14 protein-coding genes are annotated in these 16,991 nt (G+C 69.2%); 6 read left to right on the top strand and 8 right to left on the bottom strand.

Going from position 1 to position 16,991, the window contains the following annotated elements; all coding sequences use genetic code 11:
- Nucleotides 1-45: 45 nt before the first annotated feature.
- Nucleotides 46-1,239 (bottom strand): NAD(P)/FAD-dependent oxidoreductase, encoded by a 1,194-nt coding sequence (locus J2753_RS05700; protein WP_209490962.1) that lies wholly within the window; start codon nucleotides 1,237-1,239, stop codon nucleotides 46-48.
- Nucleotides 1,240-1,408: 169 nt separating this feature from the next.
- Here J2753_RS05700 and menD point away from each other — a divergent pair, with 169 nt between their 5' ends.
- Together menD and J2753_RS05690 are read left to right on the top strand one after the other, a co-directional pair.
- Nucleotides 1,409-3,226: a 2-succinyl-5-enolpyruvyl-6-hydroxy-3-cyclohexene-1-carboxylic-acid synthase gene (gene menD, locus J2753_RS05695; RefSeq protein WP_209490961.1), complete on the top strand. Its 1,818-nt coding sequence runs from the start codon at nucleotides 1,409-1,411 to the stop codon at nucleotides 3,224-3,226.
- A gap of 69 nt (nucleotides 3,227-3,295) precedes the next feature.
- Nucleotides 3,296-4,213 (top strand): 1,4-dihydroxy-2-naphthoyl-CoA synthase, encoded by a 918-nt coding sequence (locus J2753_RS05690; protein ID WP_209490960.1) that lies wholly within the window; start codon nucleotides 3,296-3,298, stop codon nucleotides 4,211-4,213.
- A gap of 147 nt (nucleotides 4,214-4,360) precedes the next feature.
- Here J2753_RS05690 and J2753_RS05685 read toward each other — a convergent pair whose 3' ends face one another.
- A complete protein-coding gene (locus tag J2753_RS05685; protein WP_209490959.1) occupies nucleotides 4,361-4,960 on the bottom strand; it encodes a carboxymuconolactone decarboxylase family protein in 600 nt (199 codons plus the stop codon).
- Nucleotides 4,961-5,074: 114 nt separating this feature from the next.
- On the opposite strand from J2753_RS05685, the gene J2753_RS05680 reads away from it, so the two are divergent.
- Together J2753_RS05680 and J2753_RS05675 are read left to right on the top strand one after the other, a co-directional pair.
- A complete protein-coding gene (locus J2753_RS05680) occupies nucleotides 5,075-6,019 on the top strand; it encodes a 1,4-dihydroxy-2-naphthoate polyprenyltransferase (protein WP_209490958.1) in 945 nt (314 codons plus the stop codon).
- Nucleotides 6,016-7,074, top strand: a complete 1,059-nt coding sequence (locus J2753_RS05675; protein ID WP_209490957.1) for a mandelate racemase/muconate lactonizing enzyme family protein — start codon at nucleotides 6,016-6,018, stop codon at nucleotides 7,072-7,074. Before J2753_RS05680 ends, J2753_RS05675 begins: the two co-directional genes overlap by 4 nt.
- Before the next feature lie 139 nt (nucleotides 7,075-7,213).
- On the opposite strand, the gene arcD is transcribed toward J2753_RS05675, so the two are convergent.
- The 6 genes from arcD to J2753_RS05645 form a co-directional block, all read right to left on the bottom strand.
- The gene (gene arcD / locus J2753_RS05670) at nucleotides 7,214-8,650 is read right to left on the bottom strand and encodes an arginine/ornithine antiporter ArcD (protein WP_245334490.1); all 1,437 of its coding nucleotides are present in this window, start codon (nucleotides 8,648-8,650) and stop codon (nucleotides 7,214-7,216) included.
- A gap of 184 nt (nucleotides 8,651-8,834) precedes the next feature.
- A complete protein-coding gene (locus J2753_RS05665) occupies nucleotides 8,835-10,511 on the bottom strand; it encodes an amidohydrolase (protein WP_209490955.1) in 1,677 nt (558 codons plus the stop codon).
- A 13-nt stretch (nucleotides 10,512-10,524) separates the two neighbouring features.
- Complete coding sequence (locus J2753_RS05660; protein WP_209490954.1) at nucleotides 10,525-11,346, bottom strand: ABC transporter permease; 822 nt, start codon at nucleotides 11,344-11,346, stop codon at nucleotides 10,525-10,527.
- Entirely contained in the window at nucleotides 11,336-12,157 is an 822-nt protein-coding gene (locus J2753_RS05655; protein WP_209490953.1) for an ABC transporter ATP-binding protein, read from the bottom strand. Before J2753_RS05655 ends, J2753_RS05660 begins: the two co-directional genes overlap by 11 nt.
- Before the next feature lie 5 nt (nucleotides 12,158-12,162).
- Nucleotides 12,163-12,960 (bottom strand): ABC transporter permease, encoded by a 798-nt coding sequence (locus J2753_RS05650; protein WP_209490952.1) that lies wholly within the window; start codon nucleotides 12,958-12,960, stop codon nucleotides 12,163-12,165.
- Nucleotides 12,961-12,963: 3 nt separating this feature from the next.
- Nucleotides 12,964-14,097 (bottom strand): hypothetical protein, encoded by a 1,134-nt coding sequence (locus tag J2753_RS05645; protein WP_209491209.1) that lies wholly within the window; start codon nucleotides 14,095-14,097, stop codon nucleotides 12,964-12,966.
- A gap of 163 nt (nucleotides 14,098-14,260) precedes the next feature.
- On the opposite strand from J2753_RS05645, the gene J2753_RS05640 reads away from it, so the two are divergent.
- Together J2753_RS05640 and metX are read left to right on the top strand one after the other, a co-directional pair.
- Nucleotides 14,261-15,535 carry an O-acetylhomoserine aminocarboxypropyltransferase/cysteine synthase family protein gene (locus tag J2753_RS05640; RefSeq protein ID WP_209490951.1) on the top strand — a complete coding sequence of 425 codons (1,275 nt, stop codon included), beginning with the start codon at nucleotides 14,261-14,263 and terminating at the stop codon, nucleotides 15,533-15,535.
- Nucleotides 15,532-16,902: a homoserine O-acetyltransferase MetX gene (gene metX, locus J2753_RS05635; protein WP_209490950.1), complete on the top strand. Its 1,371-nt coding sequence runs from the start codon at nucleotides 15,532-15,534 to the stop codon at nucleotides 16,900-16,902. The genes J2753_RS05640 and metX overlap by 4 nt, the downstream gene beginning before the upstream one ends.
- Nucleotides 16,903-16,991: the final 89 nt, after the last annotated feature.

Here is a 16,991-nt window from a genome sequence, read left to right as displayed (position 1 = left end):
AGTCGGATCGGCGCCGTCAGCGTCCTTGCGTTGACGCCGACTACGTCACATATCGGACCAAGCAGACATCCCTCGGCCGAACGAGGAGATGGACGCGATCCAGCGCACCGCAGCCGCCTTCTTCAGGAACTTCGCGCCGGTGCCGCCGAACGTCCCGAACGGCAGCGCCTCGATGTCGTGGGCGACGGCCTCGTCGCCGACGGAGATGAGCGTCCCCTTGTTCTCGAAGGTCCACTCCGAGAGGTCCTTCCCCTGCACGGCCTTCACGAGGTTCTCGCCGGCCACTTCGGCGGCGGTCCACGCGGCAACGGCCGTCGGCGGCGCGACGTTGTCCTCGCCCTGATCGATTAGCGCCGTGTCGCCAATGGCGAACACGCGGTCGTCGCTGGTCCGGAAGTCCTGGGCCGCGAACACGCGCCGCGAGCGCTCGTCTTTGTCCAGGTCCGTGTTCTCCAGTTCCTCCTGCCCGGTGATGCCGCCGGTCCAGACCAGCACGTCGTAGGGCATCTCGTCGGGCTCCTCGTCCTCGCCGCCGCCGAGGTACACCGTCTCCTCGTCGACTTTCGAGATGAACTCCCCGCACTCGATGTTGATCTCGGCGTCCTCCAGTCGCGTCCGGATCGCCTGCTGGACCTCGTCGTCGTTGCCGGGGAACACTTCGTCGAGGCCCTCGACGAGGTGGACGTCGATGTCGGCGTCGTGTTCGTCACGGTAGGCCGCAATCTCGCCGGCCGCCTGAATGCCGGAGAGGCCGGCGCCGCCGACGATCACCTGCGCGGGGTCGGCGATGGAGGCGTCCGCGGCGGCCTCCTTCACCGACTGGTGAATCTCGCGGGCGTCTGCCAGCCCCTTCAGTGTGAGCGAGTGCTCGCGCAGGCCGTCGATGCCGTAGAAGGCGGTAGCGCTCCCGATCCCCAGCAGGAGGTGGTCGTAGTCGACCGTCTCCCCGCCGTCGAGTTCGACCGACTGCTCGTCGGTGTCGACGCCGACGGCGCGGCCCTGCCGGAACTCCCCCCACTCGGGGAGCAGCGACTCGCAGGGGATAGTGATCTTCGAGGCCACGCTGGGGTCCCGGATGACGCGATGGGACTCGTGGAGCACGAGGTGGTAGTCCTCTTCGTTGATCCAGACGAGTTCAACGTCCTCCGCGAGGTCCGCCCGCGGGACCTCCTCTTTGAGCGCGTCTACGGTTCCCGTGCCCGCGTAGCCCGCGCCGACGACGACGATGCGGTGGGTCATGGCCGGAGGTGCAAGGGGCACGGGTAAAGTCGCTACGGAACCGCCGCGGCGCCGGGCGACACCCTCGAGATTCGCCCGACTTCGTCGTCGCTTTCTCCGGTCTGCGGCATCACCGGAGTCGCCGGCCGCGAACGCAGGAACCAACAGCCCCGACCGCGACAGTCCGGTAATGACCGCACCGAACCGGAACACGCTCTGGGCCCGGGCGCTGGTCGACGAACTCGCCCGCAACGGCGTCACCGCGGCCTGTGTCTCGCCGGGGTCGCGCTCCACGCCGCTGACGGTGGCGTTTGCCGAACACGAGGAGATCCGCGTGTTCTCCCACCTCGACGAGCGCGCCGCCGCCTACTTCGCACTGGGTCGCGCCCGCCGGACCGGCGAGGTCACGCCGCTGGTCTGTACCTCCGGCACCGCCGCCGCGAACTACCACCCAGCGATCCTCGAAGCCGACCAGTCCCGTGTCCCCCTGCTCGCACTCACCGCCGACCGCCCCCCGGAGCTCCGGGACTCCGGCGCGAACCAAACCGCCGACCAGGAGAAACTGTACGGCGATGCCGTCCGGTGGTATAAGGACCTCCCCGAACCGGAGGCCGAAGCCCGGAAACTCCGCTCGCTCCGCACGACCGTCACCCGCGCGCTGGCCGAGGCCGAGGGGACCGACCCTGGCCCGGTTCACCTCAACTGCCCGTTCCGCAAGCCGCTCGAACCGGTCGAGGTGCCCGAAGACGTGCCCGAGGACCTCGAAACGCTGGCTGCTGAGGGCCGGGAGAGCGACGGGAGCGCGGCTCCAGCCGGCGGGGCCGGAGGCGTCGGGCAGGGATCCTCGGTGCCCGCGTTCGTCGAGCGCCGACAAGGGACGCCCGAACTCCCCGACCACGAGATCCGCGCGGTCGCCGAGGACCTCGGCGTCGAGCGCGGCCTGATCGTCGCCGGCCCCGCCGACCCCCACGAGGTCGACCCGGAGGCGGTCGTCGCGCTCGCCCACGCGACCGGGTTCCCGATCCTCGCGGACCCACTCTCCGGCCTGCGCTTCGGTGGCCACACCCGCGTTGCACCTGTCCTCGGGGGCTACGACGCCTATCTCGACGAGGCGGTCACGAGCGACTGGCCCGATCCCGAGGCAGTCCTGCGGGTCGGCGCCTCGCCCACCTCGAAACCGCTCCGGAAGTACCTCGCCCGGATCGGCGCCCAGCAGATGGTCGTCGACCCCGCCGGGAAGTGGCGCGAGGCGGAGTTCACAGCCAGCGACCTCGTCGTCGCCGACCCCTCGCGGCTGTCGGAAGCACTCTCGCGAGTGGTCACTGGCCCAGATTCCGCGGACTGGCGGGCGTTGTGGGCTGATGCCGAGCAGACCCACTGGGACGCCGTCGACGCCCACGAGGACCTGTTCGAGGGTGGCATCGTCGCCGACGCCGTCGCCGAGGCGCCCGAACCCACCACGCTGTTCGTCTCGAACTCGATGCCGGTGCGGGATCTGGACCGCTTCACCCAGCCGAGTCCGGATGCAGTGACGGCGCTGGGGAACCGGGGGGTTTCGGGCATCGACGGCATCACGTCGACGGCGCTGGGCGCCGGATCGGCGACTACGGACCACCTGACGCTCGTGATCGGCGATCTGGCGTACTACCACGACATGAACGGCCTGCTCGCGGTCGCGCGGTGCGAAGTCGACGCGACCATCGTGCTGATCAACAACGACGGCGGCGGCATCTTCCACATGCTGCCCATCGAGTCGTTCAACCCGCCGTTCACCGGGCAGTTCAAGACGCCCCACGGGATCGACTTCGAGCCCTCGACGGATCTCTACGGCCTCGACTACGAGCAAGTGGAGTCCCGCAATGGATTCGTCGACGCCTACTCGGCCGCCGTCGCGAGCGAGGGAACCACGGTCGTCGAAGTCGTCACCGACGCCGCCGACTCCCACGAGATACGCGACCGACTCCGCGAACAGGTCGTCGACGAACTCGCCGGCGAATCGACGGATTGAGCACACTTCACGGTCCACAACCCCTGCGACGACCGCGGGCTTTTTGCGCGCCGGCGTCGGGGTTCCGGCATGGTCTCTGAGCTGTTCGACCCGGAGCGCTGGGAACAGGTCGACGGCGCTGGCGAGTTCGACGACATCACCTACCACCGGGGCGTCGACGTCCCGGCGGTCCGCATCGCGTTCGACCGGCCCGAACTCCGCAACGCGTTCCGGCCGGGCACCGTCGACGAACTCCACGCCGCGCTCGACCACGCGCGCAAGCAGGCCGACATCGGCGCCGTCCTGCTGACCGGCAACGGCCCGTCGCCGAAAGACGGCGGCTGGGCGTTCTGCTCGGGCGGCGATCAGTCGGTCCGCGGCGGTTCGGGCTACGAGTACCGCGGCGAGGACGAGGCTGCTGAGGACGAGTCCGAGGCGGTCAAGACGGCGAAGGCCGGCCGGCTCCACATTCTGGAGGTCCAGCGACTCATTCGGTTCATGCCCAAGCCCGTCGTGGCCGTCGTCCCCGGCTGGGCCGTCGGCGGCGGCCACTCGCTGCACGTCGTCTGTGACCTCACACTCGCCAGCGAGGAGCACGCGAAGTTCCTCCAGACGGACCCCGACGTCGCCTCCTTCGACGGCGGCTTCGGCTCGGCGTATCTGGCCCGACAGATCGGCCAAAAGAAGGCCCGTGAGGTGTTCTTCCTCGGGAAGACCTACTCCGCACAGGAGGCGGTCGACATGGGGATGGCCAACGAGGCGGTGCCCCACGCGGAACTGGAGGACATCGCCATCGGCTGGGCCGAGACGATGACGAGCAAGAGCCCAACGGCGATGCGGATGCTGAAGTACGCGTTCAACATGGTCGACGACGGGATGGTGGGCCAGCAGGTGTTCGCCGGCGAGGCGACCCGGCTTGGCTACATGACCGACGAGGCCAAGGAAGGCCGCGACGCCTTCCTCGAGGGCCGGGAGCCGGACTTCTCGCAGTTCCCCTGGCACTACTAACCGACCACTTTTCACGGGGGCCTCGCGCGCCGGAGGCGCGCTCGACCCCCGCCAAAACCCGTCGATGATCAAAAGGCCGCTCGCTCGGCCTTCGGCCTCGCTCGCGGTACAATCACGGATTTCCGCACCGCAGCCACGGCTGCTCAGCTACCGGGGGTCCCAGCCAGCGAACTCTTCGCCCTCCTCTAGCCCCACGTCGAGGGCGTCGAGCACCCCCGCCAGCGAGGTGTAGCCGCTGGCCAGCGACGCGACGCCAACGGCTGTCGACTCGTCGTAGGCCTCGACGAACTCGTCGTGGAGGTCGTCGTCGACGTCGTGGTCCAACACGGCGGTAGCGTACCAGAGTAGCAGCGCATCGTCGCCGTCGCCAGAACGCTCCGCGTTCTGGCTGCCTGACGAATCGCTGTCCGATTCGTCAACGTCGAAGCTGTCGAAGTCGCCGTCTGCGATGGCGGCCATCTCCGCCTTCGTCACGCCGGCGTCGCCGCCGATGCCGACGTGCTGGTGCCACTCGTAGCGACAGTCGTTCTCGGCGGCGGCCAGCAGGATCACCAGTTCGCGGTCACGGTCCTCGAGGCCGCTCGACTCCCACAGCGAGGAGAGGAACGCGCGGGTCCCCGCCAGCACCTCGGGGTTGTTGCCGATGGCAGCGTAGACGTTCACCGGTTTGCCCTGTAGCTTCGAGATAACGAGATCGCGGTACTCCTCGGGGAGGTCCTCCGGGTCGAGGTACGGAATGCGTGCCATACGACACCGTCACATGGGGAGCGTAAAGCTCTCCCGTCCGTGGCGGTCTCGACCACGGGACTCCCCCCGGCCGAGAACCTACCCTTCATGGCCCGCCCGCCCCACCTTCCGGCAATGAGTACGGAGACGAATCAGGCCGACATCTCCCGGCGGCGTGCATGGGTGATGGCCGCCCGGCCCCAGACGATGCCGGCGGCGATATCGCCGGTACTGATCGGCGTCGGCGTCGCCGTCCACGAGGGGCTGTTCGCGCCGCTGCCGGCCGCCGCAGCCCTGCTGGGGGCGATCCTGATCCAGATCGGCACCAACTTCGCGAACGACTACTACGACGCCGTGCAGGGCGCCGACACCGAGGAACGCGAAGGGTTCACCCGCGTCACTGCCGGCGGGATCATCGAACCAGCAGCAGTCAAGCGCGCGATGTGGCTCACCTTCGCCGCGGCCATCCTGACCGGGACGTATCTGGTCTACGTTGGCGGCGTCCCGATCCTCGTGATCGGCCTGCTCTCAGTCGCTTCGGGCATCGCCTACACCGGCGGCCCCTACCCGCTGGGCTACCACGGCCTCGGCGATCTGTTCGTGTTCGTCTTCTTCGGCCTCGTCGCCGTCACTGGGACCGTTTACGTGCAGGCTGCCGCTGCCGTCGCCGGTGTCCCGATGGGACTTCCCGAGGGAACCGTCCCGACACTCGCGCTGCTGGCCAGCCTCCCGATGGCGGGACTCACCACCAACGTCCTGGTCGTGAACAACGTCCGGGACAAGGAGGAGGACACCAAGACGGGCAAGCGCACGCTCGCCGTGCGCTTCGGCTACGGCGTCTGCCGGGCCGAGTACGTGGCGATGCTGGGACTCGCCTACGCAGTCCCGCTCTGGCTGTTCCTCGGCGAGTTCGGCCCGGCGATTCTGCTGCCGCTGCTTTCGCTCCCGTTTGCCGCCGTTGTCGCCCGGACGGTGCTGACCGAGACGAGCGGCGAGGCACTCAACCCCGCGCTGGAACGCACTGGCCAACTGCTCGCGCTCTACGCGGTGCTGTTCACCGCCGGCCTGATCCTCGGATGAGCCCGCTGCTGGACCCCTTCGCCCTCGACCTCGAACGGCCGCTCTCGACCGCCGACGGTACCATCGAGGAGCGCCGCGGCTTCCTCGTCGGAGTGGAGCAGTCACTCGTGGGCGAGTGCGTCCGCGGCGTCGGCGAAGCGACGCCGCTGCTGGGCTGGACCGAGAGCCTCGACGCCTGCGAGGCCGCGCTACGCGATCCACCCGAGGCGTGGCAGCGTGTCGACGCTGACCCCGAAGAGCGCTCGTCGACGCCAGCCGCGAGGCACGGCTACCGGCTCGCAGTGCTGGACGCCGAATCTCGGGATCAGAACTGTCCACTTGCGGCGCTGCTCGCCGAGCGTGGCGACTTCCCCAAACCGGCCGAGTCGGTGCCGGTCAACGCCACCGTCGGCGACGGGGACGTCGAGGAGACCGCCGCGGCTGCCCGCGAGGCCGTCGATTCCGGCTTCGAGACGGTGAAGCTCAAAGTCGGCGTGCGGTCGGTCGAGGCGGATATCGACCGCGTCCGGGCGGTTCGAGAGGCCGTCGACGCCGCGATCCGCGTCGACGCCAACGGCACGTGGGACTGGCAGACTGCCGAGGAGGCAGTCGACGCGTTCGCGTCGCTGGACGTCGAGCACGTCGAGCAGCCACTCCCCGCGGACTCGCTGGCGGGACTGGCCGACCTGTGCGGCCGGGGCGTCGACATCGCGGTCGACGAGTCGGTCGGGGAGCGCGGCATCGACGCCGTACTCGACGCCGGCGCGGCCGACGTGGCCGTGCTGAAGCCGATGGCGCTCGGCGGGCCGGATGTCGCCATCGACGCTGCCCGACGGCTGACTGACGCGGGCGTCGACCCCGTCGTGACCACGACAATCGACGGCGCCGTCGCTCGGGCGGGTGCGGTCCACGTCGCCGCCGCCATCCCGGACGTGCGGGCCTGTGGGGTCGCGACCGGCGACCTGCTCGCCTCGGATCTCGGGCCGGATCTGGTACCGGTCGTCGACGGGCGAATCACCGTCCCCGACGGGCTAGGGAACGTCGGGGCGGCGTTCGACGACCGACTCTGGGACTGAGCGGTCGCTGATCGCGCTGGCGAACAGGCGACACGGTCGCTACGCAGGGTGCTGTGTCGCGCTGGGTCAGTTCACCCTGCGGCGGTTCTCAGCGCACGCGGGGTGTGGTCGCCCGATTACTGAAGAAAGGTCGGGTGGGTTAGTTGGCGGTCGCGTTTTCGTCGCCCCCGCGGGGTGGCTCCGAGTTCAGGCCGATACCGGCGAGGGTCAGCACCACCAGCACGGCCGGCGAGAGGAACGCGAAGAAGTAGTACTGGGCGTATTCGGTGAGGATGAACAGCGAGGTCTGTCCTTGCAGGCCGAACACGCCGGCCATGAACACGCCGCCGGCGTGCCACGGCAGCAACGCGCCCGTCGGCGTCCCGACCGCTTCGATGGACCGGGAGAGCACCGAGCTGTCGAGGTCGTGCTCGTCGAACAGTTCCCGCAGCGTCATTCCGGGGACGACGATGCTCATGTACTGCTGGGCGGAGAACGCGTTGACGAAAAAGGCCGAAATCCCCGTCCCGACCACGAGGCTTCGCTGGCCCGTGATTGCGCCGGTAAGGCTGGAGGCGAGCGTCGAGAGCACCCCGAGACGGTCGAGCAGCCCACCCAGCGAGAGCGCGAGCACGACGACCGAGATCGTCCACGCCGAGCCCGCCAGCCCGCCGCTGGCGAGCAGGTCCGTGACCAGCGTGACGCCGGTCTCCGGCGCGGTACCGTTGAGGAACACCGCCCACGAGTCGGAGAACGGTCGACCCTGCACCAGCACCGTGGTGCCGACGCCGGCGAACACGCCCGCGACGAGCGAGGCGAGCGCGGGGATGCCGCGGATCGCCAGCACGAACGTGACCAGCAGCGGGACGAACACCAGCGGGCCGAGTTCGTACGTGCCCGCGAGCGCGCCGCGGATCTCGGCGACGCGACCGACCGGGATGGCGCCGGCGGCGCCGAGACCCAGCACCGCGTAGAGCACGACCGAGAGTCCGAACGCGATGGCGGTCCCCAGTCGCATCGAGAGGATGTGGTCGTAGAGGTCGGTTTCGGTCACCGCCGCCGCGAGGTTGGTGGTGTCCGACAGCGGCGACTGCTTGTCGCCGGCGTAGGCACCGGAAAGCACCGCGCCCGCGGTCATCGGCACGGGAATCCCGAGCCCGGAACCGATCCCGGCGAAGGCGACGCCCAGCGTCCCCGCGGTAGTCCACGAGGAGCCGATGGAGAACGCGACGACCGCCGCGAGCAGCGCTGTCGCGGGCAGGAACGTCTTGGGCGAGAGGATCCCAAGCCCGTAGTACATCAGCCCCGGGATCGTCCCCGCGGAGATCCACGTGGAAATGAGCGCGTAGATGGTGAACAGGATGAGGATGGCCTGCAGCCCCATCTTGACGCCGTGTTCGACGCCGCCGGAGATCTCGCTGTAGTCAAGGCCCATCCAGAACCGGCCCACGAGGCCGGCCAGTACGACGCTCCAGAGCAGCGGCGCGTGGGGCGACATCCCCAGTACCCCGGAGCCGATAGCCAGGAAGGCGACGACGCCGAGCGTCGGCACGAGCGCCTGCTCCAGCGTCGGATCAGCCTGTGACGAGCTATCCATCTCGTTCCGAGTATTCCCTGAACTCATTCGTCTGTCTATTCGAATTACCTTGGGGAATAAATGCCCTTCGAGTCGGTCGACCCGCGTCACGCGGTTCCACGAGGAGTGACAGCTACCCGCACGAAGCGGTGCTCCGTTCGCCTGTGTCTCCCCAGCCGTACCCGGACGCCGTCGAGTAGCCGACTCAGTCCTCGTGGACCACGTCGCCGCCGACCATCGTGAGTTCCACGTCCGTCTCCCGGAGCTCCGCGGGCGAGCAGTCCATGTAGTCGGTGTCGAGCACCGCCAGATCCGCGCGCTTGCCGGGTTCGAGCGAGCCGAGTTCCTCCTCCCACCCCATCGTGTAGGCGCTGCCCATCGTCCAGAGCCGGAGCGCCGCCTCGCGGCTGAGCGCCTCCTCCGGCCCGAGTTCGCCGGCGGTCACGGTCTGTCGGCTGATCATCCACCAGAGCGAATCGAACGGGTACCACGGCACCACGGGGGCGTCGGTGCCGCCGCCCGCCAGCACGGGCGAGTCGACGACGGTCTTGAGCGGAATCGCTCGCTCGGCGCGCTCCTCACCCCAGAGCTTCTCCATGTTCCGCCCGAGATACGTCGGATGGTTCTGGAGCGTCGCGAGCACGCCCAGATCGGCCATTCGTTCGAGATGCTCGTCGGTCGGGAGGAACAGATGCATGGCGGTCCAGCGCAGGTCCGAGATGTCGACCTCCTCGTCGACGGCCTCGTAGGCATCGAGCAGGGTCTCGATGGCGGCGTCGCCGACCACGTGGGTCTGGACCTGATGGCCGAGTTCGGCGGCGCGGCGGAACATCTCCACCAGTTCCTCCTCACCGCCCGGCGGCCAGAGATAGTGGCCATGGTAGTCCGCCTGCTCCTGGACACCCTCGACGATTTCGTAGGGCTCCGAGAGCCTCCCACCCTCGACGGCGCCGTCGAGCATGTACTTCACGCCGCCGACCTTGAGGAACTCGTCGCCGAAGTCCCGCGCGAAGTGGCGGGCCTTCTCGGTCACGTCGTCGGCCTCGTACACCCGCACGAGCGCGTCCACGCGCAGCGTCGCCTCGTCCGCGGCGGCGACCGACTGGTACGCCCGCATCACGTCGGGTTCGACGCCCGGCTCAAGCACTGCGGTCACGCCGCGACCGTTGAGTTCGGCCATCCCGCGGGTCACGTCCTCGCGGAACTCCGCGTAGCCCCGGTCGGGGAGTTCCGGTTCGGCCAGTTCGGTCCGGGCGTGTTCGAGCAGCACGCCCGTCGCCCGGCCCGTCTCGGGGTCGCGGACGATGGTGCCGCCGTCGGGGTCGGGCGTGTCCTCATCGATGCCGACACGGTCGAACGCCGCGGAGTTGAGCACCGCGACGTGGCCCCCGCGGGGGATGAACACGGGGTTGTCGGGCGCCACCCCGTCCAGTTCTGTGCGAGTCGGGAGGCGGTCCTCCGCCAGTTGGCTCTCGTGCCAGCCCCACGAGGCCTGCACCCACTCGCCGTCGGGCGTCTCGTCGGCGGCATCGCCGACGGCAGCGAGCACGTCGTCGATCTCGCGGGCGTCGTGGAACGTCACGCGTTCGAGGTCCATCCCCACCTGCCGGAGGTGACAGTGGGAGTCGATCAGCCCCGGGATCACCGTCCGGCCGTCGAGGTCGATCTCCTCGGTTTCGGGGCCCGCGAGGTCACGGATCTGCGCGGTCGTCCCCATGTCGAGCACCCGGCCGTCGCGAACTGCGACGGCTTCGGCGATGCTGAACTGTTCGTCCACGGTCAGCACCTCGCCGTCGACGAGCACCGTGTCGGCGTACGCGAGCACGCTTGCGGGGTGGTCGTCGGCCTGTACCGCTCGGTCTGTGTCTGTGTCGTCGGTCATCTGTCGAAATCGGTCAGCGTGCGCCGGTCAGTTCCACGTCCTCGTCGTCGCGGTGGGCGAACGCCCGCCGCTCGAGGGGTTTGAACGCGCCGTACTCCACGAGCACCACCACGGCCATGAACGCCACCACCCACGCCCCGGCGTCGAGATACTGGTAGCTCCCGCGGGCCTGATTCACCCGGTAGCCGACGCCGGAGGCTGCTGCGAACACCTCCGTGACGGTGACGACTTTCCACGAGAGCGCGACGCCGAACCGCGACGCCGCGAACAGCGCGGGCGCCACGTCGGGGGTCAGCACCCGCCGGAGCAGCCGTCGGTTCGAGACGCCGAAGGAGCGAGCCATCTCGAGTCGGTCCCGGTCGAGGTTCTCGACGCCCTTCCAGACGTTGATGGCGACGAACGGCGAGACGGCGATGGCCGCCGCCGTCGTCGGCGCCGCGAAGCTAAACCCCCAGACGAGCCGCGCCATCGCCGCCAGCGCGACGGAGGGCAGCGCCAGCCCCAGCACCACGAACGGCGAGAGGAACTTCTCGCCGTAGGCAGTCGTCCCCATCAGCACGCCCGCGACAGTGCCCAGCACCATTGCGCCGGCGAAGCCGACGACGATGCGCGAAAGCGTCGGGAGCAGGTGGGCGAACACCGCGCCCGTGAGGTAGAGGTCCGCCGCGGCCGTCAGCGTCTCCACGGGGTACGGGATGGGGCTCACCGGCGAGGTGCGTTCGAACCACGTCGCTAGCCCCAACCAGAGCACGAACGTGAGCCCCAATCCGACCGCACGCGGGAGCCAGCGGTCGGTCAGGTCGCCGCCGCGCAGGCGGGCGCCCTCAACGGCCATCCTCGCCCCCGTCGATGCTGTGGAACCGTTCGACGGCGCGCCCGCGGAACCGGACGAACTCCGCCGAATCCACGTCGCGGGGCCGTGGGAGATCCACCTCCAGATCGGCGTATATCTCGCCGTCGCCCAGCATCAGGATGCGGTCGGCTAACTGGACCGCTTCGGTGATGTCGTGGGTGACGAACAGCACCGTCTTGCCCAGTTCACGCCAGACGGAAAGGAGCTCCCGGCGCAGCGAGTCGGCGGTGATCTCGTCGAGGTTCGAGAACGGCTCGTCGAGCAGCAGTACCTCGGGGTCGATGCTGAGCGCGCGAGCGATCCCCACGCGCTGGCGCTGGCCGCCCGAAAGCTGGCCGGGGAACTTCTCGTAGTGCGCGGAGAGCCCTACGAGGTCGAGATATTCGCGGGCCAGATCGTCGGTGTAGTCGGGGTCGTTCTCGTGGACGAACTCGATGTTCTCGACGGCGGTGTCCCACGGGAGTAGGCGCGGCGACTGGAACACGTGGCCGATCTCGACCGAATTTCGGCCGTTTCCGGCGGCGTCGCGGTCGCCGGGGACGAACTCGACCGAACCCTCACTCGGCTCCAGCACGCCGCTGATCACGTCAAGCAGCGTCGATTTGCCGGAGCCGGATTTCCCGATCAGCACCACGAAGCTCCCGGGGGCGATCTCGAGGTCGATCCCCGAGAACACCGTCTCGACGCCCTCGCCGGTCTCGAAGCGCCTGGTCAGCCCCGCGACCCGGATGGCCGCGGCGTCGTCGCTCGCGAGTCGATCCGCCTCGCCGTCGTCCGTTGTGTGCTCGCTCATGTCGGTCACCACGCCACGGCGGACTGTTCCCGCCAGTCGAAGACGCGCTCCTCGATCCGCCGGAGCACGAGATACTCGAAGACGGCGATCACGGCGCCGAACAGCACCGTCCACGCCAGCACCCCCGTCATCGAGAGTCGAGTCAACTCAGTCTGGATCATGAAGCCGACGCCCTGCTCGGCCGCGATGGCCTCCGCGAGGGTGACCAGCTTCCACGCGCCCGCGAACCCGTAGCGCACGCCCGCGAACCACTCGGGCAGCACCGAGCGGAACACCACCCGGCCGAGGGTTCGGGTTCGGGACACCTCGAAGGAGCGGGCCATCTCCAGCAGGTCGGTGTCGACGTTGTTCACGCCCTGGTAGACGTTCTGGGCGACGAACGGGAACGGCGCGATGCCGGCCGTCACCGTTGGCGCCGTGTCGCCGACGCCGAAGGCCATCGCGGCGAACAGCGCGATGAACACCGAGGGGAACGCCAGCCCCACGGTGATGTAGTCCTGAAACACCTTCTCCCAGAACCCGTAGAGCCCCATCAGCAGGCCGAACGCCGTTCCGAGAACCGTCGAGATGGCGAAGCCGTAGGCGATGCGCCGGCCCGTCGCCGCGAACTGGGGCACCCACTCCCCGGAGGCCAGTAGCTCCGCGACGGCGGCGGCGACCAGCGGCGGCGAGGAGAGCGTATCCGTCAGCCCGAACCCCGCCGACGCCAGCCACCAGACCGCGGCGGCCGTCGCCAGCGCCTCGAGGAACACGACCTGGCGGTTCTCGACGAGCAGGCGCCCCGGCCCGGTCGTCGAACTCATTCCTTACGCATACGACGATGCCATCTCGTAGTACTCGTCGATATCCACGGGCTGGTAGTCGAAGCCGTCGGCCCAGTCCTCGGGCACCGCGCCCATCTCCGCGGCCTGCGAGAGCGCCTGTCGGTCCTGCTCGACGTACTCGTCGCGCAGGCCGTTGTCGACGGGGCTGGCAGGCACCTCGTTGGGCGAGTGCTCGCCGCGGAGGCGGAACTCGAGCACCCAGCGGGCCTGTTCGGCGGAGTCGACGCCCAGCGTGTCCTGCGTCGAGGACTCCTCGGCGAGGCTGTCGATGTTGTCCCGGAGATACTCGTTGGCCCGCCGGAGCAGGGCGAAGTACGCCGCGATGGCGTCGGCGTTCGCCTCCGCATAGCTCGCGCGGCTGACGCCGTTGCCGATAGCGATGCTGCGCCGGGGGAACCCCATCTCGGCGACCTGGTTCTGGTTCCAGAACACCGGCGTCAGGTCGTCGCGGGCCGACCAGAGGTTGTACGGCGGCCCCGAGCCGCCGGCGTCGATGTCGCCGTCGGCGACCAACTGCGCGAGCGTGTTGAACTCCGCGGTCACCACGTCGAAGTCGCCCTCCTCGCCGAACTCGTAGCCGAACCGCTCGCGGAACACCAGGCGATAGGCCGGCACCGTGCCGAGCCCCCAGCCGCCGATGCCGATGGTGCCGCTCTCGGCCAGCGCGTCGACGGCCGCCTGCATCCCGCCAGCCTCCGCGGGGTCGTACTCGCTGCCCTTCCGGACGTAGAGCGCGGTGTGTTGGGGCGCCGTTACCGCGTGGGCCCGGAGCTGCTGGTCCTGCTCGCTGGCGAGCTGTGCGGCCTCGACCGATCCCACGGAGGGCGCGAGGTCGGCCTGCCCGCCGATGAACTGGGAAAGCTCGTCCCAGGTGAGCGTGAGGTCGGCCTCGTAGCCGAGTTCGTCGTAGAGCCCCTCGAACAGGTCCGTCCGCTCGCGGAGATACTCCGCCTGCAGCTTCGTCGTCGGCGTCGGCGCCGAGGCGATGGCGATGGAGTCACCGCCGCCCGAGCCACCGCCGGCACAGCCGGCGAGCCCCGCCAGCCCGGCGGTGCCCGCGGCGCCGACGCCCCGGAGGAACGCGCGACGCCCGCGTCTGCCCTGTCTGTGAGTCATAGCTCAACGTACGGGCTGCCGCTGTTAACGGTTGTGAACTATAGCGTTCTCTTCCGGTACTCGATGTACAGATCTGTACACAGTATCCGCTCTGCAGCGCACCGTTGTGTACGCGGCGAGTACTACCGTGCATTTTTACTCGTTCGGAGTATGCACTACACACATGACCCGCGGGTTCCGGAGTCGGAGTCTCCACGGTGGCCACGAGCCGGAGGGTAACGGCCCGTACGCGCCGCCGATCCACCAGACCACCTCGTACCGCTTCGAGAGTGCCGACGCCGCGGCCGACCGCTACGCGCTGGCCGAGGACGGCGACATCTACAGCCGGCTCTCGAACCCAACCGTCCGCGTGCTCGAGGAGCGCCTGGCGTCGCTCTCGGGCGGCGTCGGCGCCGTCGCCACCAACGCCGGGATGGCCGCCATCGACGTGCTCACCACCGTGCTCGCGCGGGCCGGGAAGAACATCGTCACCGCGGGCGACCTCTACGGCGGGACGACCGCCTATTTCGCCCACACCGCGAGCCAGCGCGGGATCGAGATCCGAACCGTCGACACGCTGGACTACGAGGCCTACGCCGACGCTATCGACGAGGACACCGCCTACGTCCACGTCGAGACGGTCGCGAACCCCTCGCTGGTGACCCCCGACTTCGAGCGCCTCGCGGACATCGCCCACGAGCACGCGACGCCGCTGGTCGTCGACAACACGTTCGCCTCGCCCGCGCTCTGCCGACCGCTCGAACACGGCGCCGACGTGGTCTGGGAGTCGACGACCAAGTGGATCCACGGCTCGGGCACCACCGTCGGCGGCGTCGTCGTCGACGGCGGGACGTTCCCGTGGGACCACCCCGACGCCGACTACCCCGAGCTCTCGGGGGAGAACCCTGCGTTCGGCATCGACTTCTCCGAGCAGTTCGGCGAGGAGGCGCTCACCTACGCGCTCCGCCAGCGCGGCGTCCGGCCGCTCGGGGGCCAGCAGACACCCTTCGACGCGTGGGCCACGCTGCAAGGGCTGGAAACCCTCGACCTGCGGATGGACCGTCACAGCGAGAACGCCGGAATCGTCGCCGACCACCTCGCGGACCACCCCGATGTTGCGTGGGTCACCTACCCCGGCCACGAGGACCACCCGACCCACGAGAACGCCCAGCGCTACCTCGACGGGTTCGCGGGCATGATCGCGTTCGGCCTCGAGGAGGGGTTCTCCGCGGGCAAGCAGTTCTGCGAGGCGGTGGAGTTGGCGGGCTTCGTCGCCAACGTCGGCGACGCGCGCACGCTGGTGATCCACCCCGCGAGTACGACCCACGCCCAACTCAGCGAGGAAGAGCAGCGCGCAGCGGGCGTCTCGCCCGACCTGCTCCGGTTCTCGGTCGGTCTCGAGGAACCCGAGGACATCATCGACGACATCGACGCCGCCATCGAGCGAGCCACAGCATGACCGGGAACACAGATCCTTCGCCCCAGCACACCGCCGAAACGCGCTCAGTCGGCCCCTTCGAGTTCGAGCGCGGCGGCTCGGTTCCCGACCTCGAACTGGCCTACGAGACCTACGGCGAGTACGACCCCGACGGCGGCCCGAACGGCACTGGAAACGCGGTGCTGGTCTGCCACGCCCTCACCGGGAGCCAGCGCGTCGCCAGCGCCCCGGACGGCGACGGCGACAACGGCACCAACCCCACCGATGCTGACGGTGCGGCCGGCCAAGCCCGCGCGTGGTGGGACGACATCGTCGGCGCCGGGAACGCCATCGACACGACGGAGTATTTCGTCGTCTGCGTGAACGTTCCTGGCTCCTGCTACGGATCCACGGGCCCCGCGAGCCCCCACCCCGACGGTGGCGTCTGGGGCAGTTCGTTCCCGGCGGTTACCGTCGGCGACTGGACCCGCGCCCAGCGTCGTCTGCTCGACCACATCGGCGTCGTCGAATCGCGGCGCGATTCGACTGCCAGTCAGACGCAGTCTGACGATGTCGAGCGACTCCACGCCGTCGTCGGCGGCAGCGTCGGCGGCATGAACGTCCTCGACTGGGTGCGTCGCTACCCTGAGGATCTGGATCGTGCGATCCCGGTCGCTACCTCGCCGCGCCTCGACGCCCAGATGCTCGGTATCAACGCCGTCGCGCGTCGGGCGATCCGGGCCGACCCGGAGTGGCACGAAGGCGAGTACGCCGCCGAAGGGACGCATCCGGACCAGGGACTCGCGATGGCGCGCCAACTCGGCCACCTGAGCTACCTCTCGAAGGCGTCGATGGCCCGGAAGTTCGGCCGTGATGAGCGCGATCAGGGCGCCGACTCGCCGTTTCCCGAGGACCCAGCGGCCGCGGCGTTCCCCGACCGCGAGGTGGAGTCGTATCTCGACTACCAAGCCGACCGGTTCGTCGACCGGTTCGACGCCAACAGCTACCTCTACCTGACACGGGCGATGGACGACTTCGACCTCGCGGCCGGCCACGCGGACGACGCGGCCGCACTCGCGGGGTTCGACGGCGAGGCGCTGCTCCTCTCCTTTACCGGTGACTGGCACTTTACCGTTGAGGACGCGGCGGGGCTGGCAACGGCGTTCGACGCGAACGAGACACCCGTGGCCCACCACATCGTCGACTCCGACCACGGCCATGACGCATTTTTGGTCGAACCCGAGAACGTCGGCCCGCCGATTCGGTCGTTCCTCGCTGCCGGCGTCGACGGCGACGACGTCGAGGACGCCGACTGCGCCGACGTGGACTGTGACGGCGACGAGGACGCCGAATCCTCGCCCTCGTACCCGCGGACGCCCGGCACGGCGTGTTCGGGGTTCATGGGCTGAACGGGCAAAATTCGGCGGATCTTTTCACGCGGCGAATGGCCGGAACCGTAGCCCTTTTAGCTGACGCTATGATCTGACTAAACAGTCAG

Source organism: Halolamina salifodinae, assembly GCF_017874235.1.
Lineage (GTDB): Archaea > Halobacteriota > Halobacteria > Halobacteriales > Haloferacaceae > Halolamina > Halolamina salifodinae.
Note: the sequence above shows the minus strand (reverse complement) of the source record. Positions and strands in the feature narration are given on the sequence as shown.